The organism is Streptomyces sp. LARHCF249, from assembly GCF_052871255.1.
In genome coordinates this window covers 147,822-171,817 of sequence record NZ_JBIXJQ010000011.1, presented here as the reverse complement: position 1 = coordinate 171,817, position 23,996 = coordinate 147,822, and the positions used below count along the sequence as shown (strand labels likewise).

Sequence of the window (23,996 nt, the reverse complement as noted above, 5' to 3'; positions counted from 1 at the left end):
CATATCTGGGGGGTTTTCGTGTCATGGTTGCGTAATTTGCTCCCAGAAGCCGGAATGGCCGGGCCGAGACCCCGTTCGAGGGTCTCGGCCCGGCCATTCAACCGATCATCCGATCAGAGCAGTCCGTCCCACATCTGCTCCAGCAGCACCGACCACCAGCTCTCCGGCGAGGCCAGCGCCGCACCGTCGAGCCCGGCCAGATTCGCCTGGAAATCGACGGTCCAGCGCCCCGCCTGTTCCGGCGTCAGGTGCTGCCGCAGCCGCCACATGTGACTCAGCATCGCGAGGGACCGTACGAACTGCGGCAGGCTCGAGTTCACGAACTGCGGGGGCACCGGAGCACCGCCCGGACCGCCCTCCACCGGCACCGCCACGATGTTCGCGGTGCCGTACTGCACGCACAGCGCCTTGCCGAAGTCACTGCCGATGACGAGGTACGAACCCGCGTCCGACGCCGGCTGCACCTGCCGCTGCGCGGCCATCTCCGCCAGCGTCGGCACCGGCTGCCCCGGCACCGCCTGGGCCCAGAAGAACGGCCCGAAGTCGACGGGCAGACCCGCCCACATCAGCGTCTGCGCCACGATCTCCGGCACACCCTGACGGGACACGGCCCGCTGGTCGAAACGGAACACGCCCTGCGGGCCGAACGCACCCGCCAGCTCGCTCCCGATCGCATCCAGCGGGATCGCCGGCTGCAGCGGGACCTGCGGCAGGGGCGCCCGTACCGGCGCGGGACGCGCCGGACCGTCCGCCACCTGGTGCAGCTCGCCCTGATGGGTGAGCAGGTGGCGCATGCCCTGCTGACGGCCCCCGTGGTCCTTGCCGTACGGAGCCACGCTGGTGATCCGCACCTGCGGCCAGGTCTCCCGGATCATCCGCGCGCAGTAACCGCCGGGCAGCTCGCAGGACTCCAGCTCGGTGTGCAGCTCCAGTACCTGCTGCGGCGGCACGTTCATGGCGCGCAGCTCGTACAGGATCTGCCACTCGGGGTGCGGGGTGCCGGGCGCGGAACGGCGGATGATCTGCTGCTCGGAGCCGTCGGGAGCGCGGTAGCGGAGCACCGCCTGGTAGCCGGGGCCGACCGTGGGGGCGCCGGTGGGCCCGGTGGGCGCCGCAGGCTGCGCCATGGGCGCGCCCGGCCCGACCGGTGCGCCCGGCGGGGGGCCGGGGGGCGCGGGCGGCTGCCCGGTCACGGCCGGACCGGCCAGCATCGTCGCGGCATGGTCCAGCCCGCCACCGGGCACGCCGGGCGGACCGGGCGGCTGCGGTGCGCCGGCACCCGGCGCCCCGGGCGGACCCGGAGGCGCGGGCGGCTGACCCGTCACAGCAGGACCGGCCAACATCGTCGCGGCATGGTCCAGCCCGCGCCCGAGCGAACCCGGAGCACCGGGAGGACCGGGCGGCTGGGGTACGCCGGCACCCGGAGCCCCGGGCGGACCCGGAGGCGCGGGCGGCTGACCCGTCACCGCAGGACCGGCCAACATCGTCGCCGCATGATCCAGCCCGCGCCCGAGCGAGCCAGGAGCCCCGGGCGGCGTCGGCGGCCCCGGCGGGGTCGAGGGCCGGCCCGCACCGGGCGCGGGCGCGGCCGGCCGGGAGACCTGGGCCTTGCTCGTCGGCGCGTCGGCGATGGAGCTCGCCTCGGGCGTCGCCAGTGCCGGTACGACCGCGGTCCGCGGCAGCCGGCTGCCGCCCGGCATCAGCGTGGTCTTCGCCTCCGGAGCCACCGCGGACGGCTGCGCCTCCTCCAGGTCCGACCCGGACAGCGGCGGCGCGAACACGGTCGCGGGCAGCGGTACGGACGCGTCGTCCGCACCCGGGTTCACATCGGTCCCGGCCCACGGCGTGGACCCGGCCGGCACCCCGTCGTTGGCGGTCGGCTCGTACGGGATCTCGCCCCCGCGCCGCAGCGGCACCGCGTCCACGGGCGCCGCAGCCGCAGCCGGAGCAGGCGCGGAGTCGACGCCGGCCGCCTCCACGGGAGCGGGAGCGGGAGCAGGAGCCGGAGCAACCGGATCCGAAGCGGAAACGGCAGCCGGGGCCGGGGCCGCCGGAGCCGCCGGCGGAATCCCCGCCCGGTCCGCGGCCTCCTGCAGCCACTCCGGCGGACTCAGGATGAACGACGTCTGCTCGGAGTCGATCCGCGGCGGCGGAACCGAAGCCTCCGAAGCCGTCGCGGCAGCCGCGGCCCCGTACTCCTCCTCGTACCGGCGGATCACCTCACCCACCGGCAGCCCCGGCCACAGCGTCACCTCCCCGCTGTCCCGCGCGATGACCAGCCGCTGGCGGCCACCACCCGAGACGGGACCGGCCGCACGGTCCTCGGCCCACACCACGAACCCCAGCCCGAACTCCCGCACCCGCACCTCCCGGTGCTGGTACGCGGGCACGTCGCCGTTGATCCATTCCTCGGCGCGCTCCTGCGCCTGCGCGAACGTCACCACCGCGCCATCACCCCTCATCCGAACCGGCACGGGAACCCGGCCCCGCCACGGGAACCGAGCGTGCGAATCCGCCGTCCACCATCAGACCGGCCACCGTCTCCAGTTCCGGCGGGTTGCCCGCCAAACGCTCCAGAAAGGCGTCGAAATCACCGCCGCACGGCAGCAACAGCCGCTCCACGCGCTCCTGCACGGACCAGCCGTCCTGGTCGCGCGCATCGTCGTACGGGGAGAACCACACCGAACCGATGCCCTCCCCCTTCACCTTCAGGGCGAGCAGCCCGCCCTGCACGAAGGCCACGCACAGGTAGTCCTTCGTCAGGTGGTCCCGCAGACACTTGTTGACGTAGACCAGGTCGTTGACCGCCGCCTCCTCACGCACCGTGAAGAACGGCTGGTCCACCAGCAGGCCGAGATCCACGTCCAGCCCGGCACCCACCGGCGCGCAGCCACCCGCGGCCTTGAGGAAGGAGCGGTACGCCTCCGGCAGCCGGTAGCCGAGGTCCTCCTCGACCCCCTGCACCTGCTCCTCGGAAACCGACACCACGGACTTCGGCAGCCCCATGTGCACCGGGCGCACCTCCTGCAACGGCCGCGTCCCGCGCTTGCCGTGGTCCACCGGCGCCGTCGCCAGCCCCGCGTGATGCCTCAGCAGCGCCTTCACCTCGACCGGGACCAGCTCCATGCGCCGCGAACCCCCGACGTGGTGCCAGGTCCAGCCGTGCGGGGTCGCCACCGGGCCGACCGTGTCCCACAACTCGTGCCCGGCCGCCCGCATGGCCGCATTCGCGGAGACGTAGTCCGTCAGCCGCAGCTCGTCGACGCCGAAACCCTCCGGCGGCTCTGCGATCTCCACCGCGGCGCGCGCGTACGCGGAGAAGTCCGGATGCCCGTTGCCGTCCATCCGCACTCCGTGGGGATGCCGAGCGGCCCGGACCGGGTCCGGGAAATGCACGACCTGCCCCGAATAAGCGGCGTTGGGTGGCGCGGCCTGCTGCCCGAGCCGACCTGTCGTCATGGCGGTAGCCCCCTGCTGGATCTGGCTGGTTCACCACAGCCTATGCGCTGGGGCAAGGGGCTCACCCGCACGCGACCCGCACGCCCGGCCGGCGGCCGGGAACATCCGAATTGATACGAATATTCGACCCCGCTTCCGCATGACAGGAGACATTTGGCAGGCTGTCCCCGCAGCACGGGGGCGTGCGCGACAGCGGCCACCACCGCCGCCACGGGAGGGAAAGCGCGACCATGCAGAACACGGCAACACGCACGAATCCGGGCGATGCCATCCCGGAAACCGCGGCTACCGACGGTATCCCGGCCATCCCGGTCACCACGGGAAGCCCCGGAAGCCCGCAAGCCGCCGGACCGTCAGGAACCGCTCCCGAAACGGGCGGCCCCGCCGGCGACCCACGCCTGCGCTGGAGCAGCACCGACGGCCGCCCCGCCGTGCCCGTCCTGCGCTTCCGCCGCGACGGCATCCTCCCCACCGTCGCCGCCGCCCTCTCCGTACGCGGCGAAACCCTCACCGGCACCGCCGGAAAGGCCGACCAGCCGCCCGTACTCCACCCCCTCGTACAAGACTTCCTCGACACCCTCACCAGCGGCCAGCGCGAACGTTTCACCGGCCGCTGTCCAGAGGCGATCCTGCTCTCCCGCCACCTCGCCGCCGTCGAAGGCGCCCGCTCCCGGCGCGCCTCGCGCAAGCCCCTCTCCCCGAGCGAAGCCCGCCGCTCCCTCAAACACGCGAAAATCACCGCCCGCCGCATCCGCGAGGACGGCGACCCCCTCCACGGCAGCTACGCACCCCCATGCCGATCCTGCGACGCACTCCTCACCCACTTCGGCGTCCGCCCCGTCGACCTCACCCCCTCCGAGTAGCCATGACCACCGCCTCAGCCTCCTACGACCGCTCCTCGGCGACCCGCTTCCCCGTCCCCGTGGACTCCGCCCTGCGCACCGCCGGCTGGGAACCCGGCCGCTGGGACATCAAACAGGCCGAATTCTGGGCCGACGCGCTCCGCGACCACACCACCCCCGCCGGACACCAGCACACCGTCTTCCCCGCCGCCGTCGAGGCCTGGGCCGAGTTCGGCGGCCTCACGATCGGCGCCCCCGGCCCCGGCCGGCAGATAGCACCCGCCACCGTCCGGCTCGACCCGCTGACCGGCCTGCACCTCGCCCGCACCTTCGCCGACCTGGGCCGCGCCCTCTCCACACAGCTCTGCCCCCTGGGCGTCGAAGCCGACGGGAGCTCCCACCTCGCCCTCGACCGCGAAGGCCGCGTCTACGGCATCGACCACACCGGCGACTGGTACCTCGGCGCGGGCATCGACGAAGCCCTGACCCTGCTCCTCACCGGCCTCCAGCCGACCCGCCTGACCACCGGCTGACCACCGGCTGACCACCGGCCGGCCACCCGCCGACCGGCCGACTAGCCGGCCGGAAGCACCGCCGACACCTTGAAGCCCCCCTCGTCGGTCGGTCCCGACACGAACACCCCGCCCAGCCCCAGCACCCGCTCCCGCATCCCGACCAGCCCATTGCCCCCGCTCGGCAGACCGGGCTCGGCAGCCTTCCCGTCACAGGGCCCGTTCTCCACCTGCATGGCCACCTCCCCCTCCCGGTGCGCGAGCCGTACGGTCACCCGCGCGCCGGGAGCGTGCTTGTGGCAGTTCGTGAGCGCCTCCTGCACCACCCGGTACGCCGTCTGCTCCACCTCCGCCGCGTACGCCGCCCCCTCGCCGTGCACCACCATCTCCACGACCATCCCGGCCGCCTTCGACTGCCCGACCAGCGCCTCCAGCTCGAGGAGCGAGGGCCCGTCCTCGAAGCTCCCCGCCAACGCCACCGGCACCGGCCGCGCCTGCGCCTGCGCCCGCGTCTGCCGCGCCGGCTTCTCGGCCGCCCGCAACACGCCCAGCATCTCCCGCAGCTCCGTCAGCGCCTGCCGCCCCATGTCCCCCACCAGCGCCGCGTTCTTCACGGCCCGCGCCGGATCCCTGGCCGCTATCGCCTCCAGCGCAGCCGCATGCACCACCATCAGCGACACCCGGTGCGCCACCACGTCGTGCATCTCGCGCGCGATCCGGGTGCGCTCCTCCGTACGAGCCCACTCGGCCCGCTCCTCGGCCCGGTCCGCCAGCAGCGACAGCTCCCGTTCCAGCGAGTCCGCCCGCTCCTGGAGGCTCTCCATCAACCGCCGCCGGGCCCCGATGTACAGCCCGAACAGCACCGGCGGCACGGTCAGCGCCACCGCCACGAACCCGGACAGCGCCACCACCAGCAGGTGGTCGGCCTCGACGTCGCCCCGGGTCCGCAGGTACATCACGACGAAGGTCGCCGCCAGGGACATCGAGGCCAGCGTGGCGATGATCCGCCGGGGCACCTCGGAGGAGGCCAGCGTGTACAGGCCCACCACCCCGAGCAGGAACCCCATCGCGGCGGGCGCCACGGCGATCCCCACCAGCACCACGGCCACCGGCCAGCGCCGCCGCAGCACCAGCGTGGACCCCACCAGGAGCCCGAACAGCACCCCGACCGCCGTCGGCACCCCCGCCGCACCGGCGAAGGCCACCCCCTCCCACGCGCACTCGACGACGGACACCCCGCCGAGCCCCACGTCCACCACGGCATCCCGCCGCCGCGCCCACCACAACGGCGGCCCAGCGCGGCCTTCCACATCCCCCGTACTGGTCATGCCGTCCAGCGTACGGGCGCCCCTCAGCACACCGCCGACCAAAATTCCAGCAAACCAGCGGCAATCGCACGTACGACGGAATCATCCGCTGACCGAGACCTGAATCCCACATTCCGGACGACATTGGCGTCATGACCGACACCCGACGTCGCCCCGGCGACGGCACCGGCGGCCTCCGCACCGGAACCGCGACCTTCGAATCCCTCCGCGAGCAGGCGGTGGCCCTACGCCGAGAGGGCCTCAGCCGCCGAGACATCCGCGACCGCCTGGCCGTCCACAACAACGACCTCCTCAACCGCCTCCTGGAGGGCGAGCCGCCACCGGAATGGGCGAAGCGCCCCAACGCGAAGGACGACCTCCGCGCGAAGGCCCGCGAACTCCGCCTCCAAGGCCTGACCTACGACCAGATCCAGCTCGAGCTGGGCTGCTCGAAGAGCTCGATCTCCCTCTGGGTCCGCGACCTCCCGAAGCCGGAGCGTCGGCGTAGCTCCGAAGAGGCCTCCGCAATCGCGAAACGCGGATGGGAACGGACTCTCCAGCTGCGCGACACCGAAAGGTGTCGGACCAAAGAACAGGCGGCGGCAGAGATCGGGGTCCTTTCGGATCGCGAGCTGTTCATCCTCGGAGTGGGCCTGTACTGGGCCGAGGGCAGCAAGGACAAGCCTTACGAGCGGCGCGAACGGGCCGTCTTCGTGAACAGCGACCCCGACATGATCAGCGTCTACCTCGCCTGGCTGCGCCTCCTCGGCGTCGAGAAGGAGCACGTGCGCTACTTCCTGATGATTCACGAGAGCGCCGACGTCGCGGAGGCGGAGAGCTTCTGGGCGGGGTTTGTCGGCGCCGACCCGTCCCAGTTCACCAAGACCACGCTGAAGCGCCATAACCCGACGACCCGCCGCAAGAACACCGGCGAGGAGTACCGCGGCTGCCTTGCCGTTCGCGTCCTCAAAAGTGCGGATCTGTATCGTCGCATCGAAGGCTGGTGGTGCGGCATAGTAGGGGCTGCATCCGAATCCGATCACCGGAATCGGACGTAGCGGGCGAACCATCCCGGATCGTCTAAGGGCAGGACAAATGGTTTTGGTCCATTGAATGAGGGTTCGAATCCTTCTCCGGGAGCTCACAGAGCACTAGTGCTCAGATTCGGGTCCTGACCTTCATGGTCGGGACCCGGCCTCGTTACCGGGCACTAAGCCCCCGGTATCCTTGGCGGGTCCACCCCCGAAGCCGAAGGGCATCCCCGTGAGCGCCAACCGCCCGGCAGCCGTCGTCGTACTCGCAGCGGGTGAAGGCACCCGCATGAAGTCGGCCACTCCGAAGGTTCTGCACGAGATCTGCGGGCGCTCGCTCGTCGGTCACGTCGTCGCCGCCTCCCGCGAGCTGGACCCCGCCCACCTCGTCGTGGTCGTCGGGCACGCCCGCGAGCAGGTCACCGCACACCTGGCCGGGATCGACGCCGGTGTGCGCACGGCCGTCCAGTACGAACAGAACGGCACCGGGCACGCCGTCCGGATGGCCCTCGAAGAGCTCGGCGGGGTCGTCGACGGCACCGTGATCGTCGTCTGCGGCGACACCCCCCTGCTGACCGGCGAGACGCTGCAGCAGCTCGCGGCGACCCACGAGGCCGACGGCAACGCCGTCACCGTGCTCACCGCGGAGGTGCCGGACGCCACCGGCTACGGGCGGATCGTGCGCGACGCCGGCGGCGCCGTGACGGCCATCGTGGAGCACAAGGACGCCACCGACTCCCAGCGCGCCATCCGCGAGATCAACTCCGGCGTCTTCGCCTTCGACGGCGCGCTGCTCGCCGACGCCCTCGGCAAGGTGCGCACCGACAACAGCCAGGGCGAGGAGTACCTCACCGACGTGCTGGGGATCCTGCGCGAGTCCGGCCACCGGGTCGGCGCGGCCGTCGGCGCCGACCACCGCCAGATCCTCGGTATCAACAACCGCGTCCAGCTCGCGGAGGCCCGCGCCCTGTTGAACGCGCGGCTGCTGGAGCGGGCCATGCTCGCGGGGGTGACGGTCGTCGACCCCGCCGGCACGTTCGTGGACGTGACGGTCACCTTCGGGCAGGACGCCGTGATCCACCCGGGGACGCAGCTCCTGGGCGCCACGCACGTCGCCGAGGGGGCCGAGGTCGGCCCGAACACCCGGCTGAAGGACACCCGCGTGGGCGAGGGGGCCCGGGTGGACAACACGGTGGCCGACAGCGCGGTGATCGGCGACGGGGCCTCCGTGGGTCCGTTCGCGTACCTGCGTCCGGGCACGGTGCTCGGCGCGAAGGCCAAGGCCGGCACGTACGTCGAGATGAAGAACGCGACGATCGGCGAGGGCACCAAGGTGCCGCACCTGTCGTACGTGGGCGACGCGACGATCGGCGAGTACACGAACATCGGTGCGGCGAGCGTCTTCGTGAACTACGACGGTGAGCACAAGCACCACACCACCGTCGGCTCACACTGCAAGACGGGCTCGGACAACATGTTTGTGGCGCCCGTCACCATCGGGGACGGCGCCTATACGGCCGCCGGGTCCGTGATCACGAAGGACGTGCCGCCCGGTGCGCTGGCCGTGGCCCGTGGCCAGCAGCGGAATATCGAGGGCTGGGTGGCCCGCAAGCGTCCGGGAAGCGCTGCCGCGACGGCGGCTCAGTCGGCGGTCCAGGTGGACTCCGACAGCCGTTGAGGTGAACCGACCGGAAACGAGTGCGCCCGCGACGGCGTACCGTGATAGGTGCACGCAATTCGGCTGGCTCACCGTGTGCGGGACGGACGCACATGGGGGCGAGCAGCTTTCAACACGTCTGAGGAGACAGTGCTGTGACCGGGATCAAGACGACCGGCGAGAAGAAGCTGATGCTCTTCTCCGGCCGCGCCCACCCCGAGCTGGCCGAGGAGGTCGCGCACCAGCTGGGAGTCGGCCTCGTGCCGACCAAGGCTTTCGACTTCGCGAACGGTGAGATCTACGTTCGCTTCCAGGAGTCGGCTCGTGGCGCGGACTGCTTCCTGATCCAGAGCCACACGGCTCCGATCAACAAGTGGATCATGGAGCAGCTGATCATGATCGACGCGCTGAAGCGCGCGTCGGCACGTTCCATCACCGTGATCGTCCCGTCGTACGGGTATGCGCGACAGGACAAGAAGCACAAGGGGCGCGAGCCGATCTCGGCGCGCCTGGTGGCCGATCTGCTGAAGACCGCGGGTGCGGACCGCATCCTCACGGTGGACCTGCACACCGACCAGATCCAGGGTTTCTTCGACGGCCCGGTCGACCACCTTTCGGCCCTGTCGGTCCTCGCGGACTACGTGGGTGCCAAGGTGGACCGCACGAAGCTGACGATCGTGTCTCCGGACGCCGGCCGTGTGCGCGTGGCGGACCGCTGGTGCGACCGTCTGGACGCGCCGCTGGCCATCGTGCACAAGCGCCGTGACAAGGACGTCGCCAACCAGGTGACGGTCCACGAGGTCGTCGGTGAGGTCCGGGGCCGCGTCTGCGTCCTGGTCGACGACATGATCGACACGGGCGGCACCATTTGCGCCGCGGCCGACGCGCTGTTCGCGCACGGCGCGGAGGACGTCATCGTGACGGCCACGCACGGCATCCTGTCGGGTCCGGCCGCCGACCGCCTGAAGAACTCCAAGGTCAGCGAGTTCGTATTCACGAACACGCTGCCGGATCCGTCCGACCTGGAGCTGGACAAGATCACGGTGCTGTCGATCGCCCCGATGATCGCGCGTGCGGTGCGCGAGGTCTTCGAGGACGGCTCGGTCACCAGCCTGTTCGAAGAGCAGCAGTAGGCGTCACGGTAGATCCTTTTGAAGGCGGCCTCCCTGCCGGGTAGACTCATGAAGTTGCTCGGCGAGGGAGGCCGCACTTTCATGTGCGGGCACTCCGTTATCGACGCGCTCTTCGTAGCAGGCCGTTCCGGCCGGGTGACTGTCGTCCGTTTTCCGTCACCCCACGAGGAGTGAGCATGTCCGAGATCAAGCTTTCCGCCGAGTCCCGCACCGACTTCGGCAAGGGCGCTGCCCGTCAGGCGCGTCGTGACGCCCTGACCCCGGCCGTCATCTACGGCCACGGCACCGACCCGAAGCACGTCAACGTCGACGCCCACGCCCTTCAGCTGGCGCTGCGTACCCCGAACGTCCTGATCTCCCTGGACATCAAGGACGGCGGCACCGAGCTGGTCATCCCGAAGGCCGTGCAGAAGCACCCCCTGAAGCGCTCGATCTCGCACGTCGACTTCCTGATCGTCAAGAAGGGCGAGAAGGTCACCGTCGACGTCGCGATCGTCACCGAGGGCGAGCTGGCCGCGGGCGGCAACATGCTGGAGACGCTCCAGAACACCATCTCCGTGGAGGCCGAGGCCACCCACATCCCGACCGAGGTCACCGTCTCCATCGCGGGTCTCGAGGCCGGCACCACCATCCACGCCAAGGACCTGGTCCTGCCGGCGGGCACCACCCTGGCCGTCGACGGCGACATCGCCGTCCTGCAGGTCGTCTCCCCGCAGGCCGAGGAGCCGTCCGCCGAGGCCGGCGAGGGCACCGAGGCCTGAGCCTCACCCCTCCCGCTCAGCAGTTGCTGACCGACCGCCGTCCGGCTCCACTGGAGCGGGACGGCGGTCGTCTCGTTTAAGGAGCTTTTGATGTCGGACGATGCGGCGCCCTGGCTGATTGTCGGTCTCGGCAACCCGGGACCGGAGTACGCGGGCAACCGCCACAACATCGGATTCATGGTGGCGGACCTGCTGGCGGACCGGATCCGGGGGAAGTTCAAGGCGCACAAGGCGCGGGCGCAGGTGGTCGAGGGCCGTATCGGCCCGCCGGGACCGGCCAACCGCCGGGTGGTGCTGGCGAAGCCGATGACGTACATGAACCTTTCGGGCGGGCCGGTGACGGCGCTGCGCGATTTCTACAAGGTTCCGCTGGAGCGGATCGTGGCGATCCATGACGAGCTGGACATCGACTACCCGACGCTGCGGTTGAAGCTGGGCGGCGGGGACAACGGCCACAACGGGCTGAAGTCGATGACCAAGTCGTTGGGCCCGGACTACCACCGGGTGCGCTGCGGGATCGGCCGGCCGCCGGGCCGGATGCAGGTGGCGGACTTCGTGTTGAAGGACTTCTCCTCCACCGAGCGCAAGGAGCTGGACTGGTTCGTGGACCGGGCCGCCGATTCGGTGGAGTGCCTGATCCAGGAGGGCTTGGAGCGCGCCCAGTCGGCGTACAACTCCTGACGCGGTCGCGGCGGCGCTCCGTCAGGGTGCCGCCGTGCAGGGATCGTTACACCGGACAAAGCGGTGTCCACGGGCCCAACTCCGTACGAATACTGACGAGTACCTCTTGACCGGAGCGGCTTCCTGTCACGAAGCTGAGCGCCGCCCCCCACGGCTCTTCCTCCTCATCAGTGTCAGAGGTACTTCATGGCCCTTTCCAGGATCCGCCGGGCGGCCTTCGCCGTCGCCGCGTCCTCGCTCCTCGTCGCCGCCGGTACGGCCCCCGCGTTCGCGACCGACTCGTACACCGTTCCGCTGCACCAGCCCGTTCCGATCTCGGCGGACTCCTTCGGCAAGCCGGAGGCCAAGTGCGCCGACATCCCGGCGACGCAGGACGGCTGGCACTTCATCGCGCCGGGCAGCCCGAACGAGGTCTCGTTCGTGAAGCTGACGGTGAAGTTCGAGCCCGGTGGCGAGCAGGTCATCACGACCTTCGGTCCGCCGAACGAGAACCACGCGTACGCGGCTTCGGAGGCCGGCGCGAAGCTGGTCTCGGCGGTTGCCGAGGTCGAGGGCACCACGGGCGGCGGCAAGAAGCTCGAGTGGTTCAACCTGTCGCACACCTGCCCGGCCACGGCCACGCCGACCCCGACGAAGACGACGACCGTCTCGCCGTCCTCCTCGGTCTCCACGTCCGCGTCGGCCTCGACGTCGGCTTCGGCTTCGGCTTCGGCTTCGGTCAGCGCGTCCGCCTCGGCTTCGTCGAGCGTGTCGCCGTCCGGCTCGGCTTCCTCTCCGGCTGCGACCGGTCCGGCTGCCACGACCGGCGGTTCCACGGGCGGCGGTGACCTGGCCAAGACCGGTTCCGACGCGCCGATCGGCCTGATCGCCACGATGGCGGCCGCGCTGATCGCCGCCGGCGGCGTGCTGGTGGTCCGCCGCCGCAAGGCCGGCGCCGCGGGCTGAGCCGCGTAGCCCCGCAATGACAGGGCCCCCGCACCATGGTGGCGCGGGGGCCCTGTCGTGCGTACGGCGTCTGTCAGCCGGTGTTGCGCAGGCCGGCGGCCACGCCGTTGACCGTGAGCAGCAGGGCGCGGGCGAGCAGCGGGTCCGGCTCCTCGCCGCGGGCGGCCGCGGCGCGCTGGCGGGCCAGCAGGGAGACCTGGAGGTAGGAGATCGGGTCCAGGTAGGCGTCGCGGACCGCGAAGGTCTGCTGGAGCACCGGGTGGGAGTCCAGGAGCTTCTCGCCGCCGGTGATGCGCAGGACTTCGCGGACGGTGAGCTCGTGCTCGGCCTCGATGCGGGTGAAGACGTGCTTGAGGTGGTCGGGTACGAGGGTGTCGACGTAGTGGCGGGCGATGCGCAGGTCGGTCTTGGCCAGGGTCATCTCGACGTTGGACAGGAAGTTGCGGAAGAAGTGCCAGCGCCCGCCCATCTCGGCGAGGATGCCTTCCTGGCCGGCCTCGCGCAGGGCCTTGAGGCCGGAGCCGACCCCGTACCAGCCGGGGACGATCTGGCGGGACTGGGTCCAGCCGAAGACCCACGGGATGGCGCGCAGGCCGTCGAGGCCGGCGCCGGAGTCGGGGCGGCGGGACGGGCGGGAGCCGAGGTGCAGGTCGGCGAGCTGGTCGACGGGGGTGGCGGCGAAGAAGTACGCCGGCAGGTCGGGGTCCTCGACGAGGGCGCGGTAGGCGGCGTGCGCGGCGTCGGAGACGGTGTCCATGGCCGCGTCCCAGCGGGCGAGGGCCTCGTCGGACTGGCGGGGTGCGGTGTGCAGGGCGGAGGCCTGCAGGGTGGCCGCGACGGTCAGTTCGAGGTTCTCGCGGGCCAGTGACGGCACGAGGTACTTGTCGGAGATGACCTCGCCCTGTTCGGTGACCTTGATCTCGCCTTCGAGGGTGCCCCAGGGCTGGGCGAGGATCGCGTCGTGGGAGGGGCCGCCGCCGCGGCCGACGGTGCCGCCGCGGCCGTGGAAGAGGCGCAGGCGGACCCCGTAGCGGTGCGCGACGTCGCGCAGGCGGCGCTGGGCGCGGTGGATCTCCCACTGGGAGGTGGTGATGCCGCCGAACTTGGAGGAGTCGGAGTATCCGAGCATGACCTCCTGGACGTCGCCGCGCAGGGAGACCAGGCGCCGGTAGGAGGGGTCGGCGAGCATCTCGTCGAGGATGACGTCGGCGGCGCGCAGCTCGTCGGTGGTCTCCAGGAGCGGCACGATGCCGATCTTGGCCCAGCCGCTGTGCAGGTCGATGAGGCCGGCCTCGCGGGCGAGGACGGCGGCGGCGAAGACGTCGTCGGCGCCCTGGCACATCGAGATGATGTAGGACTCGATGACCTCGGGGCCGAACTTTTCGAAGGCGTCCTTGATCGCGAAGAAGACGCCGAGGGTCTTGTGCCCGGCGGCGTCGAGCGGGGCCGGGGTGGGGGCCAGCGGGCGGCGCGAGCGGAGCTCCTTGGCGAGGAGCTTCTGCCGGTAGTCGCGCGGCATGTCGGCGTAGCGCCAGGACTCCTCGCCGAGCCGGTCGAAGAGCTGGCCCAGCGCGTGGTGGTGGGCGTCGGCGTGCTCGCGTACGTCCATGGTGGCGAGCTGGAGGCCGAAGGCGGCCAGGGTGCGGATGGTGCGGTCCATGCGGCCGTCGGCGAAGAGGGCGCCGCGGTGTTCGCGCAGGGAGGTCTGGATGAGGGTGAGGTCGGTGAGGAGCTCGGCGGTGCCGAGGTAGTCGCGGCCTTCCTCGTGGGGGGTGCCCTTGGCGAGGCGCTCGCGGGTGTTGACGAGCTTCTGGCGGATGCAGGTGGCCTTGAGGCGGTACGGCTCCTCGGCGTTCAGCCGCTTGTAGCGGGGGCTGATCTCGGGGAGGCGTTCGAGGTCGGCCTGCAGGGAGGCGAGGAGTTCCTCGGTGGCGCCGGTGTAGCGGATGGAGTTGGACAGCAGCCCGCGCAGGAAGTCGATGAGTTCGAGGGCGTCGGTGATGCCGTGCTCGTGCTGGAGGATCAGCACGTCCCGGGTGACGTCGGGGGTGACGTTGGGGTTGCCGTCGCGGTCGCCGCCGATCCAGGTGCCGAAGGTGAGCGGGCGGGTGCCGGCGGGGAGCTCGACGCCGACGCGCTGGAGCTCGGCGGCCAGGTCCTCGAGTACGTCGCCCACTGCGCCGGCGTGCAGCTCGTCGAGGTAGTAGATGGCGTTGCGGGCCTCGTCGGCGGGCTCGGGGCGGACCACGCGCAGTTCGTCGGTCTGCCAGACGAGGTCGATGTTCTCGGCGAGGCGCAGGTCGTGGCGGCGGCGGTCGCCGGCGCCGGTGACGGGCTCCTCGAGCAGCGCGGCGATGCGGCGCAGCTTGTTGAGGACGCTGCGGCGGGCCGCCTCGGTGGGGTGGGCGGTGAAGACGGGGCGGACGTTGAGGTTCCTGACCGTCTCGCGCAGGTGTTCGGGGTCGGCGTCCTTGAGCATGTCGGCGGTGCGGGCCAGGAGCCCGCCTTCGGCGGCGCGGTGGGCGCGCAGCTCCTTGCCGCGGTGCACCTGCTCGGTGACGTTGGCGAGGTGGAAGTAGGTGGAGAAGGCGCGCACCAGCTTGGCGGCGGTCTCCAGGTCGGTGTCGCCGAGCAGGGCGGCGGCGGCCTCGCCGTCGGTGCGCGTCAGTGCGCGCACTTGTTCGACGAGGTCGAGGAGGTGCTGGCCCTCCTGGCGTACGAGGGTCTCGCCGAGGAGGTCACCGAGCCGGCGGATGTCCGCGCGCAACTCTGCGTTGGCGGTGGCGGCCGGGGTGACGGGGGCGGCCGGCTGGGTGGCCAGGGGGGCCTGGTCAGCACTGCTCACAGGTGCGGCTCCTTGCAGTGTTCGAGCGCTACTGGGCGGTGGGCTCCCGACCGCGCACGGCGATGCCGGTCCTGATGCGCAGCTCGGGCTGCCCGTGCGGACCGCGCTGTCCGACGACAACAGGATAGGTGTCCGACGCGCGTGCCTGGGCAAATGTCTCATCAGGCGGCTCGTGAACCGCTCGGGTGCCGCACGGCCCCCTCGGCCGCGCTCCTCTTGCCCCGCGACGGGGCTTTGCCATACTTACGATGCCGTAGGTTACGGGTCCGTAGGTCCGTAACCGGGAGCCTGCCGACCATCTCTCACCCCCCAGGGGACACCCATGACCACCAGTCCCGATCTGATCGAGGACGCCTCCGCGTCCTCCGGCACACCTGAGCCGTCCGCCACCCTCGGCGGCGAGAACAAGCGGTCCATCGAGCAGATCGCCCTTCTGCTGTTCATCACCGTTCCCTTCCTGGCGCTGCTGGCGGCGGTGCCGCTGGCGTGGGGCTGGGGAGTGAGCTGGCTCGACCTCGGCCTGATGGTCTTCATGTACTTCCTGGCCTGCCACGGGATCACCATCGGTTTCCACCGCTACTTCACGCACGGTTCCTTCAAGGCGAAACGTCCGCTGCGGATCGTCCTCGCCGTGATGGGCTCGATGGCGGTGGAGGGCCCCCTGGTGCGCTGGGTGGCGGACCACCGCAAGCACCACAAGTTCTCGGACCACGAGGGCGACCCGCATTCGCCGTGGCGGTTCGGCGAGAGCGTGCCGGCCCTGATGAAGGGCCTGTGGTGGGCGCACATCGGCTGGCTCTTCGACGAGGAGCAGACCGACCAGCAGAAGTACGCCCCCGACCTGATCAAGGACCCGGCGATCCGGCGGATCTCGCGCGACTTCATCTACTGGACGATCTTCTCGCTGGCGATCCCGCCGCTGGTGGGCGGTCTGGTGACGATGTCCTGGTGGGGCGCCTTCACGGCGTTCTTCTGGGGCTCGCTGGTGCGGGTCGCGCTGCTGCACCACGTCACGTGGTCGATCAACTCGATCTGCCACGCGGTGGGCAAGCGGCCGTTCAAGTCGCGTGACCGCTCGGGCAACGTGTGGTGGCTGGCGGTGCTGTCCTGCGGGGAGTCCTGGCACAACCTGCACCACGCCGACCCGACCTCGGCCCGGCACGGGGTGCTGCGCGGCCAGGTCGACTCCAGTGCGCGGCTGATCCGCTGGTTCGAGCAGCTGGGCTGGGCCACGGACGTGCGCTGGCCCTCGGCGGAGCGCATCGAAGCCCGGCGCAGGGAAACCGAGCCGAACGCGGCATGATGGGAGGCGTGGCGATCGACGGCGGTAATTCCAGCAGCGACAAGCCCAGGCGTGGCCGCCGGGTTCGGATGACGGGCGCGGAGCGGCGCCAGCAACTGCTGGACATCGGCCGGACCCTGTTCGCGGAGAAGGGCTTCGAAGGCACCTCGGTGGAGGAGATCGCGGCGAAGGCCGGGGTGTCCAAGCCGGTGGTGTACGAGCACTTCGGCGGCAAGGAGGGCCTGTACGCGGTCGTCGTCGACCGGGAGATGCGCCAGCTGCTGGACGGGGTGACGGGCGCGCTGACGGCCGGGCACCCGCGGGAGCTGTTGGAGCAGGCGGCGTTCGCGCTGCTGGACTACATCGAGTCCTACACGGACGGCTTCCGGATCCTCGTACGGGATTCCCCGGTCGCCCAGTCCACCGGCACCTTCGCCTCGCTGATCAGCGACATCGCCACGCAGGTCGAGGACATCCTGGGCCTGGAGTTCAAGGCGCGGGGCTTCGACCCGAAGCTGGCGCCGCTGTACGCGCAGGCGCTGGTCGGGATGGTGGCGCTGACCGGCCAGTGGTGGCTGGACGTCCGCCGCCCGAAGAAGGCGGAGGTCGCGGCGCACCTGGTGAACCTGGCCTGGCACGGGCTGGACGGCCTGGAGTCGAAGCCGCAGCTGGTGGGCCGCCGCAAGAGCTGAGCCCCTGTGTGCGCGGGGTACGACGGCGCCCCGTCACCGGCAGGTCCGGTGGCGGGGCGCCGTCGCGTGGTGCGGACACCTCAGGTCGCGGGTTGCGGGCCGCGCGGCTCCAGGAACTCGAGCCGGTTGCCCACGGGGTCCTCGGAGTAGAAGCGGCGGTGGCCGGGCAGGCCGTCGTCCCAGACGACCTCGGCGCCGCGTTCCTCCAGTCTCCTCGCGTAGGCCTCGATGCCGGTCACCCGCAGGCCGGGGTGGGCCTTGCGGGCGGGCCGGAAATCATGCTCGACGCCGAGGTGCAGCTGTACGGGTCCGGCGGCGAACCAGCAGCCCCCGCGCGCGGCGAGGACGGCCGGTTTGGAGACCTCCGTCATGCCGAGGACGTCTGTGTAGTACGCGCGCAGCCGGTCCTCCGACCCGGCGGGCGCGGCGAGTTGGACGTGGTCGACTGCGGTGAGCACGGTCAGGCCTCCTTGCGGGCGACGGCGAAGATCCGGCGGAAGGGGAAGACGGTGCCGCGCGGGCCGGGCGGGTAGGCCTCGCGCAGCCGGTCGCGGTATTCGGTGAGGAAGGCGTCCACGGCGTCCCGGTCGTCCCCGAGGGCGGTGAGGACGGGCCGCAGCGCGGTGCCCTTGACCCAGTCGAGCACCGGATCGGGACCGGGGAGCATCTGGTGGTAGGTGGTCTCCCAGACGTCCACGGCGCAGCCGAGCTCCGTGAACCGGGCCAGGTATTCGGCGGGTTCGAGCAGGTGGATGTATCGGGCGCCGTGTCCGGCGAGCCGGTCCCGCCAGCGCGGGGCGTCGCAGAGTTCGGCGAGCAGGGCGTGGCTGGGGGCGTTGAAGTTGCCGGGGATCTGGAAGGCGAAGGTGCCGCCGGGGCGCAGGCCGTTGATCCAGGCACCGAAGGAGCCGGGGTGGCTGGGGACCCACTGGAGGGCGGCATTGGAGACGATCAGGTCGTAGGGCTCCTCGGGCAGCCAGGTGGCGAGGTCGCCGTGGCGGAACTCGAGGCTGCCGCCGCCCTTGGTGGGGCCGGCGTACTCCTGGGCGGCCCGGTGGAGCATCTGCGGCGAAAGGTCGAAGCCCGTGATGCGGGCCTCGGGCCAGCGGTCGGCGAGCAGGGTGGTGACATTTCCGGGGCCGCAGCCGAGGTCGGCGATGCGGGCGGGCCGGGTGGGGAGTTCGGGTATACGGGTCAGCAGGTCCAGGAAGGGTCGTGTGCGGTGTCCGGCATGCCGGAGGTACTGCTGGGGATCCCAGGTGGGTGCCGATGGCGCGGTGGCCGTGGGGATGCCGGCCTGTGCCGTATCGGAATACATGTTCGAGCCTCCCTGCTGGCGGGGCGGTCGGAAGCGGAATCAGTTCCGGCCCCCTCCATGCCCCATGGTGGCCACATTTATATCTCGATGTCAAGATACTTGATCACGAGATACATGACATGAAGAGACTTCACATCGACAGACCCCTTACACTGATCGGCATGGAGGACGAGGTCGACCGACTGGTAGCGGCATGGCGGCGGGAGCGCCCTGACCTCGACGTGGAACCGCTCGAGGTGCTCAGCCGCGTCAGCAGGCTCGCCCGCCACCTCGACCGCGCCCGCCGGCTCGCCTTCTCCGAGCACGGCCTGGAGCCGTGGGAGTTCGACGTCCTCACCTCCCTGCGCCGCGCCGGCGCGCCCTACCAGCTCTCCCCCGGACAGCTGCTGACCCAGACCCTGGTCACCTCCGGGACCATGACCAACCGGATCGACCGGCTCGCCAAGAAGGGCCTCGTCGAGCGGCTGCCCGACCCCAGCGACCGCCGGGGGGTCCTGGTGCGGCTGACCCCCGAGGGCCGCGACCGTGCCGACCAGGCCCTCGCCGGGCTGCTGGCCCAGGAGCGGGCGATCCTGGCCCAGCTCTCGCGCATCCAGCGTGGCGACCTCGCCGCGCTGCTACGCCAGTTGACCGCTCCGTTCGACAACATCCCCGGCTAGGTCGGCCGGTCGTACGCCGGCCCGCCGGGCCAGAGCCACCGCCGCGAGCGTGGAGTGCACCCCGAGCTTGCCCAGCACGTTCTGCATGTGGGTGCGGACGGTGTGCGGGGACAGGAACAGCCGCGCCGCCACGTCCTTGCGGCCCAGCCCCGCCACCATGCAGCGCAGCACCTCGTGTTCGCGCGGGGTGAGCGACTCGACGAGCCGTTCACTGTCCGTACGGTGCTTGCGCGCGGCGGTCAGCTCACGGAGCACTCCCGTCAGCAGCGCGGGCGGAAGGTGGGTCTCCTCGCGCAGGACCCCCCGGATGACGGCCAGCAGCCGCTGCAGCGAGCAGTCCTTCGCCACCCAGCCCGAAGCCCCTGCTTGCAGGGCGAGGGCCGCCCTGCGGGGGTCGTCCCGCTCGGCGAGGACGACGGTGCGCACCCCGGGGTGGGACACGCGCACGCCCGCGACCAGAGCGATCCCGTCGGAGGAGGGCGGTGGCGGCCCGGAACCGGACCCCGGCTCCCGCTGGGCGGGCACGCCTCCGGCGACGGCGCCGAGATCGGCGTCGACCAGCATGACGTCGAAGCGGCGGCCCTCGGCCACCGCGCGTTCGAGGCAGCGCAGCGCGGCGGGGCCGCTGCCGGCCGCGGACACCTCCACGTCCGGCTCGGCCGCGAGTGCGGCGGCGAGCGATTCGGCGAAGATGCGGTGATCGTCGACCACGAGAACCCGGATACGAACCACAAAACCCCCAAGGGTCGGGGAACGGACGACGGCGGGTACGGCGCCCGGACCGGGTGATCCGCAGCTGCCGCGGCCGCCGCCGTGACATCTCTGCACTACCCCGGACCGGACGCCGTACCCGACTTGTCTCGACCCCTGAATCAACACCGGCCCCCACCGGTGTCACGCATCAGCGTAGGGCGCGCCGTGGCGCGCGGTTGGCCGAATAGCAGAAGTTTTCCCGGGGATTTTCCGGCGAGCCCGTCCTGAACGGCCTTTGCGATGGCCTGATTTCGCCTGCACCGAAGGTTCGGCTGGCGGCTTCCGGACCGGCGCGTGCCACGGGCAGTTGCACGGCGCGCATTTCACCCGGCGTGTGCACGCCGGGCGCCCGCGCACAGCGCCCGCCCACAGCGCGCCGGCGGCATGCGCGCGCCCCCCGCACCGGGACCGGTACGGGGGGCGCGCAGGAAGAACGTGTTCCGGATGGTTCAGCAGGTGTGCAGGGTTCAGGAGGTGTGCGTCCGCGCGAAGTTCCACGCGTCCGTGATGATGCCGGTGAGGTCCGAGCGGCTCGGCGTCCAGCCCAGCCGCTCGTGGGCCGTCCTGGCCGAGGCGACCAGCGCCGCCGGGTCGCCCGCCCGGCGCGGGGCGACGACCTCGGGGATCTCGTGGCCGGTCACCTTGCGGACCGTCTCGACGACCTCCCGCACCGAGAACCCGCTGCCGTTGCCCAGGTTGCAGATCAGGTGCTCGCCCGCGGTGGCGTGCTCCAGGGCGGCCAGGTGGGCTTCCGCCAGGTCCGCGACGTGGATGTAGTCGCGCACGCAGGTGCCGTCGGGGGTCGGGTAGTCCTCGCCGAACACCGAGATCGACGCGCGCTCGCCCAGCGCCACCTGCAGGACCAGCGGGATCAGGTGGGTCTCGGGGCTGTGCCGCTCGCCGAACTCCCCGTACGCGCCGGCCACGTTGAAGTAGCGCAGGGACACCGCGGCCAGGCCGTGCGCCACGCACTCCCCCGCGATCATGTGGTCCACGGCCAGCTTCGAGGCCCCGTACGGGTTGGTCGGCGCGGTCACCGAGGCCTCGGTGAGCAGGCCCTCCGCCGGCTCCCCGTACGTGGCGGCGGTGGAGGAGAACACCAGCTTGCCCACGCCCGCCCCGCGCATCGCCGCCAGCAGGGCGAGGGTGCCGCCGACGTTGTTCTCCCAGTACTTGCCCGGGTTCACCACGGACTCTCCGACCTGCGAGGAGGCGGCGAAGTGCAGCACCGCGTCGTAGGAGGAGTCCAGGTGGCGTGCGGCGTCCTGGATCCGCCCCTCGATGAAGGCGGCGCCCGCCGGGACCCCCTCGCGGAAGCCGGTGCTGAGGTCGTCGAGGACGGTGACCTCGTGGCCCGCCTCCAGCAGATGGGCCGCGACCACGCTGCCGACGTAGCCGGCGCCGCCGGTCACCAGGTATTTGTGCATCGCCGTCTCGCTCACTCGCCTACTGCCTCTCGCGGGGGACACGCGCGGGTCCGCGCGCGTGCCGGGTCTCCCGTCAAACTACCGCTTGCCCGGCCCCCGCCGGTGCCGCCCGGTCCAGCAGGCCGGTACGGGCGGCCAGCGCGGCCGCCTCCAGCCGCGAGCCCACGCCCAGCTTCATCAGCACCCGCTGCACGTGCGTACGGGCGGTGCTCGGCGCGATGGCCATGCCCGCGGCGATGAGCCGGGTGTCCTCGCCCTCGGCGACCCGGACCAGCACCTCCACCTCGCGCGGGGTGAGCAGCCGCAGCAGCCTGCTGCCCTCGTCGTCGGGCTGGGCGGCGGGGTTGAGCAGCTCGGCGAAGGCGCCTTGCAGCAGCTGCGGGGCGATCGCCACCTCGCCCGCCCGGGCCTTGGCCAGCGCCCGCTCCACGCCCTCGATCCGCTCGTCGTGGCGCACGTACCCCGAGGCGCCCGCGGCGAAGGCGGCCGCGATCCCGCGCGGGCTGGGCACCGGGCCCAGGACGACGACGGCGATCTGCGGGCGCTCCCGCTTGATCCGGACGACGGGTTCGAACACGCCCGGCTCGGCGGGGACGGCGGTGCCGAGGAGGCAGACCTCCGGGGCGCGGCTGATGACCAGTTCGGCGGCTCCCGCGGCCGGTGCGGCGGCGGCGAGCACCCGGTGACCACGCAGTTTCAGGGCCGAGGCGAGCGCCTCGGCCAGCAGCCGGTGCTCGTCGACCACCACGACCCGTACGCCCATTGCGGCACCCACCCCCGACCCTTCTGACCCGGCAAGCTACACGCTTGTTCGACGGTGCGCGGGGGTTACCGCGCAGAAGCCCCCGGAAGGCGGACCTTCCGGGGGCTTCGTGGACGCGGGCCGGTCAGCTCGCGGTGAACGAGGAGAAGATGTACTCCGGGTCCGACGTGGCGGAGTACGGCTTCTTCACCGACGTACGGGCGAGGAACAGCTTGCCGTTGTGGTAGCGGTACTCGTGGTGGTCGGGCGAGTAGGCCGTCTCGATGCGCTGCTGCGGCTTGTCGGCCGGGTTCTCCATCAGGAGGGTTTCCTTCATCGTCTTGCCGTCGATGCTGACGATCTGGCCGCCCTTGTCGTACGGGGGCTCCTTGTAGGCGATGATGTTCGACCCGTCCATGCGCAGCGGGAACAGCTTGTACCGCTCGCCCGCGGGGGCGGCGTCGTTGGTCTGCTTGCCGGTCTCCAGGTCGAAGGACAGCAGCTCGTTGGTCTTGCCGTAGGCGTCCTTGCCCTGGTGCTCGTACGAGGGCAGGTAGAGCTTGCCGTTGCCGACGACGAAGCCGGAGCAGCGCTCGACCTCGGTCTCGCACTCGCCGCCGAAGGTGCCGGAGGAGAGCGAGATGCGCGCCTTCAGCTGGCCGGCGGCGTCGATGACGAAGAGGTCGCTGACGTTGCTGGCGTTCTTGGCGGTCTTGCCGACGTTGGCGGCGACGATCAGGGGCTTGGTGGAGATGATGCTGGCGTAGTCGATGCCCGCGGAGAGCTTGTACGAGGACTGCGGCGCGCCGGTGGCCGGGTCGAGGACCTGCGCGTACAGGGTCGGGCTGGAGCTCTGGCCGCACTGGCGCATGACGGCGAGGGCTTCGCCGCCCGCGTAGCCGGCGTCGCGGCAGCCTTCACCGTCGGTCTTGGGCAGCCACAGGGACTTGCCGTCGGCGAGGTTCCAGGCGGCGCCGCCCGAGGTGCCGCCCGCGGCGACCGTCTGCCCGCTGAGGGTGATCTCGGAGTAGGAGACGGGCTTGTCGCCGCTGGTGGCGCTCTTGGCGTTGCCGGACCACAGGAGCTTGCCGGCCTCCAGGTCGATCACGCCGACCTCGCTGCACGGCGGGTACTTGGCCTCCGGCGTGGGCTTCGCGGGCCGGAAGAGCACCGCCGACTTCTTGTCGGTGACGTGCGGGGTGGCGCCGCAGAGTTCGCCCGGGAGGGGAACTTCCCACTTCTTGCCGCCGTCGACGAGGTTGTAGCCGACGATCTTGTACACGTCGGACTTGACGTAGGTGGAGTCGGTCAGCCAGGAGCCGGGGACCTGGACCATCTCCTCCGGCGTCGGGCTCGGCTGGTTGAGCAGCACCTTCGACTTGGGGTTGGCGGGCACCTTCTCGGTGCCGCCCGCGCCGGGCTTGCCGTTGTCCTCGCCCGGCTTGGCCGGACCGCTGTCCGCGGTGTCGTTCGTGCCGTCGCCGTCGCCGGATACGTACCAGAAGCCGCCCCCGACGATGAGGACGATGGCCAGCAGGGCCGCGCCGACGATCATCAGCTGGTTGCGCACGTCGTTGCCGCCGCCGCCCGTACCGCCGGCCGCGGGCTGGGCGGCGTACATGGGCGTGGTGGGCGGGCCGAAGGGCGGCGGCGTACCGGGCTGCTGCGGGTAGCCGTATCCCGGATCGGGCTGCTGCGGGTAGCCGTACGCGGGCTGCGCGGGCGGCTGCTGCGGCGGGGCGGGCGCCACCGGCGGCGCGGGCGGGAAGTCCTTCGGCGCTCCGAAACCGCCGGACGGCGGCTGCTGGGGATCCTGCGGCGCTCCGAAGCCGCCGGACGGCGGCTGCTGGGGATCCTGCGGCGCTCCGAAGCCGCCGGACGGCGGCTGGCTGGGGGGCGGCGGGGTGCTCATGGGTTGCTACTGCCTCTCGCTGGGCGGCTCGGGGGTCG

General features: G+C 71.5%; 21 protein-coding genes and 1 tRNA gene. 12 read left to right on the top strand and 10 right to left on the bottom strand.

Features of this window, described 5'->3' with window-relative positions:
• Nucleotides 1–113: 113 nt before the first annotated feature.
• A complete protein-coding gene (locus tag ACIPUC_RS28905) occupies nt 114–2,462 on the bottom strand; it encodes an SUKH-4 family immunity protein (protein WP_446593268.1) in 2,349 nt (782 codons plus the stop codon).
• The gene (locus ACIPUC_RS28900) at nt 2,452–3,459 is read right to left on the bottom strand and encodes an SMI1/KNR4 family protein (protein WP_446593267.1); all 1,008 of its coding nucleotides are present in this window, start codon (nt 3,457–3,459) and stop codon (nt 2,452–2,454) included. Before ACIPUC_RS28900 ends, ACIPUC_RS28905 begins: the two co-directional genes overlap by 11 nt.
• Before the next feature lie 230 nt (nt 3,460–3,689).
• Between ACIPUC_RS28900 and ACIPUC_RS28895 the strand changes: the two genes are divergently transcribed.
• A complete protein-coding gene (locus ACIPUC_RS28895) occupies nt 3,690–4,322 on the top strand; it encodes a YwqJ-related putative deaminase (RefSeq protein WP_446593266.1) in 633 nt (210 codons plus the stop codon).
• 2 nt (nt 4,323–4,324) lie between these two features.
• Nucleotides 4,325–4,834 (top strand): SUKH-3 domain-containing protein, encoded by a 510-nt coding sequence (locus ACIPUC_RS28890; protein WP_446593265.1) that lies wholly within the window; start codon nt 4,325–4,327, stop codon nt 4,832–4,834.
• Between the two features lie 41 nt (nt 4,835–4,875).
• On the opposite strand, the gene ACIPUC_RS28885 is transcribed toward ACIPUC_RS28890, so the two are convergent.
• Entirely contained in the window at nt 4,876–6,141 is a 1,266-nt protein-coding gene (locus ACIPUC_RS28885; RefSeq protein ID WP_446593263.1) for a sensor histidine kinase, read from the bottom strand.
• Nucleotides 6,142–6,272: 131 nt separating this feature from the next.
• On the opposite strand from ACIPUC_RS28885, the gene ACIPUC_RS28880 reads away from it, so the two are divergent.
• The 7 genes from ACIPUC_RS28880 (at nt 6,273) to ACIPUC_RS28850 (ending at nt 12,328) form a co-directional block, all read left to right on the top strand.
• The gene (locus ACIPUC_RS28880) at nt 6,273–7,178 is read left to right on the top strand and encodes a hypothetical protein (RefSeq protein ID WP_446593261.1); all 906 of its coding nucleotides are present in this window, start codon (nt 6,273–6,275) and stop codon (nt 7,176–7,178) included.
• An 11-nt stretch (nt 7,179–7,189) separates the two neighbouring features.
• A tRNA-Gln gene (locus ACIPUC_RS28875) sits at nt 7,190–7,260 on the top strand.
• 123 nt (nt 7,261–7,383) lie between these two features.
• Nucleotides 7,384–8,829: a bifunctional UDP-N-acetylglucosamine diphosphorylase/glucosamine-1-phosphate N-acetyltransferase GlmU gene (glmU, locus tag ACIPUC_RS28870; protein ID WP_446593260.1), complete on the top strand. Its 1,446-nt coding sequence runs from the start codon at nt 7,384–7,386 to the stop codon at nt 8,827–8,829.
• A 134-nt stretch (nt 8,830–8,963) separates the two neighbouring features.
• A complete protein-coding gene (locus tag ACIPUC_RS28865) occupies nt 8,964–9,941 on the top strand; it encodes a ribose-phosphate diphosphokinase (protein WP_031138975.1) in 978 nt (325 codons plus the stop codon).
• Nucleotides 9,942–10,117: 176 nt separating this feature from the next.
• Nucleotides 10,118–10,702, top strand: a complete 585-nt coding sequence (locus tag ACIPUC_RS28860; RefSeq protein ID WP_446593258.1) for a 50S ribosomal protein L25/general stress protein Ctc — start codon at nt 10,118–10,120, stop codon at nt 10,700–10,702.
• 90 nt (nt 10,703–10,792) lie between these two features.
• The gene (pth, locus tag ACIPUC_RS28855) at nt 10,793–11,383 is read left to right on the top strand and encodes an aminoacyl-tRNA hydrolase (RefSeq protein WP_446593257.1); all 591 of its coding nucleotides are present in this window, start codon (nt 10,793–10,795) and stop codon (nt 11,381–11,383) included.
• Between the two features lie 186 nt (nt 11,384–11,569).
• Nucleotides 11,570–12,328, top strand: coding sequence for an LPXTG cell wall anchor domain-containing protein (locus ACIPUC_RS28850; RefSeq protein ID WP_446593255.1), 759 nt, complete (start codon nt 11,570–11,572; stop codon nt 12,326–12,328).
• Between the two features lie 73 nt (nt 12,329–12,401).
• On the opposite strand, the gene ppc is transcribed toward ACIPUC_RS28850, so the two are convergent.
• Nucleotides 12,402–15,173: a phosphoenolpyruvate carboxylase gene (ppc, locus tag ACIPUC_RS28845; protein ID WP_446593254.1), complete on the bottom strand. Its 2,772-nt coding sequence runs from the start codon at nt 15,171–15,173 to the stop codon at nt 12,402–12,404.
• A 322-nt stretch (nt 15,174–15,495) separates the two neighbouring features.
• On the opposite strand from ppc, the gene ACIPUC_RS28840 reads away from it, so the two are divergent.
• Both ACIPUC_RS28840 and ACIPUC_RS28835 read left to right on the top strand, forming a co-directional pair.
• Nucleotides 15,496–16,476: an acyl-CoA desaturase gene (locus ACIPUC_RS28840; RefSeq protein ID WP_446593252.1), complete on the top strand. Its 981-nt coding sequence runs from the start codon at nt 15,496–15,498 to the stop codon at nt 16,474–16,476.
• Nucleotides 16,473–17,147 carry a TetR family transcriptional regulator gene (locus ACIPUC_RS28835; RefSeq protein ID WP_386186608.1) on the top strand — a complete coding sequence of 225 codons (675 nt, stop codon included), beginning with the start codon at nt 16,473–16,475 and terminating at the stop codon, nt 17,145–17,147. Before ACIPUC_RS28840 ends, ACIPUC_RS28835 begins: the two co-directional genes overlap by 4 nt.
• Before the next feature lie 80 nt (nt 17,148–17,227).
• On the opposite strand, the gene ACIPUC_RS28830 is transcribed toward ACIPUC_RS28835, so the two are convergent.
• Together ACIPUC_RS28830 and ACIPUC_RS28825 are read right to left on the bottom strand one after the other, a co-directional pair.
• On the bottom strand, nt 17,228–17,605 hold the full coding sequence (locus tag ACIPUC_RS28830) for a VOC family protein (RefSeq protein ID WP_446593251.1): 378 nt from the start codon (nt 17,603–17,605) through the stop codon (nt 17,228–17,230).
• Nucleotides 17,606–17,607: 2 nt separating this feature from the next.
• Nucleotides 17,608–18,465 carry a trans-aconitate 2-methyltransferase gene (locus tag ACIPUC_RS28825; protein ID WP_446593250.1) on the bottom strand — a complete coding sequence of 286 codons (858 nt, stop codon included), beginning with the start codon at nt 18,463–18,465 and terminating at the stop codon, nt 17,608–17,610.
• Nucleotides 18,466–18,626: 161 nt separating this feature from the next.
• On the opposite strand from ACIPUC_RS28825, the gene ACIPUC_RS28820 reads away from it, so the two are divergent.
• On the top strand, nt 18,627–19,124 hold the full coding sequence (locus tag ACIPUC_RS28820; protein ID WP_362591802.1) for a MarR family winged helix-turn-helix transcriptional regulator: 498 nt from the start codon (nt 18,627–18,629) through the stop codon (nt 19,122–19,124).
• On the opposite strand, the gene ACIPUC_RS28815 is transcribed toward ACIPUC_RS28820, so the two are convergent.
• The 4 genes from ACIPUC_RS28815 to ACIPUC_RS28800 all read right to left on the bottom strand — a co-directional run bounded on the left by ACIPUC_RS28815 (nt 19,083) and on the right by ACIPUC_RS28800 (nt 23,958).
• Nucleotides 19,083–19,856: a LuxR C-terminal-related transcriptional regulator gene (locus ACIPUC_RS28815; RefSeq protein ID WP_446593249.1), complete on the bottom strand. Its 774-nt coding sequence runs from the start codon at nt 19,854–19,856 to the stop codon at nt 19,083–19,085. The two genes, ACIPUC_RS28820 and ACIPUC_RS28815, sit on opposite strands and share 42 nt — an antisense overlap.
• 488 nt (nt 19,857–20,344) lie before the next feature.
• Nucleotides 20,345–21,304 (bottom strand): UDP-glucose 4-epimerase GalE, encoded by a 960-nt coding sequence (gene galE, locus ACIPUC_RS28810; RefSeq protein WP_446593390.1) that lies wholly within the window; start codon nt 21,302–21,304, stop codon nt 20,345–20,347.
• Between the two features lie 73 nt (nt 21,305–21,377).
• Complete coding sequence (locus ACIPUC_RS28805; RefSeq protein ID WP_446593388.1) at nt 21,378–22,067, bottom strand: response regulator transcription factor; 690 nt, start codon at nt 22,065–22,067, stop codon at nt 21,378–21,380.
• A gap of 124 nt (nt 22,068–22,191) precedes the next feature.
• Nucleotides 22,192–23,958, bottom strand: a complete 1,767-nt coding sequence (locus ACIPUC_RS28800; protein WP_446593248.1) for an outer membrane protein assembly factor BamB family protein — start codon at nt 23,956–23,958, stop codon at nt 22,192–22,194.
• Between the last annotated feature and the right edge of the window lie 38 nt (nt 23,959–23,996).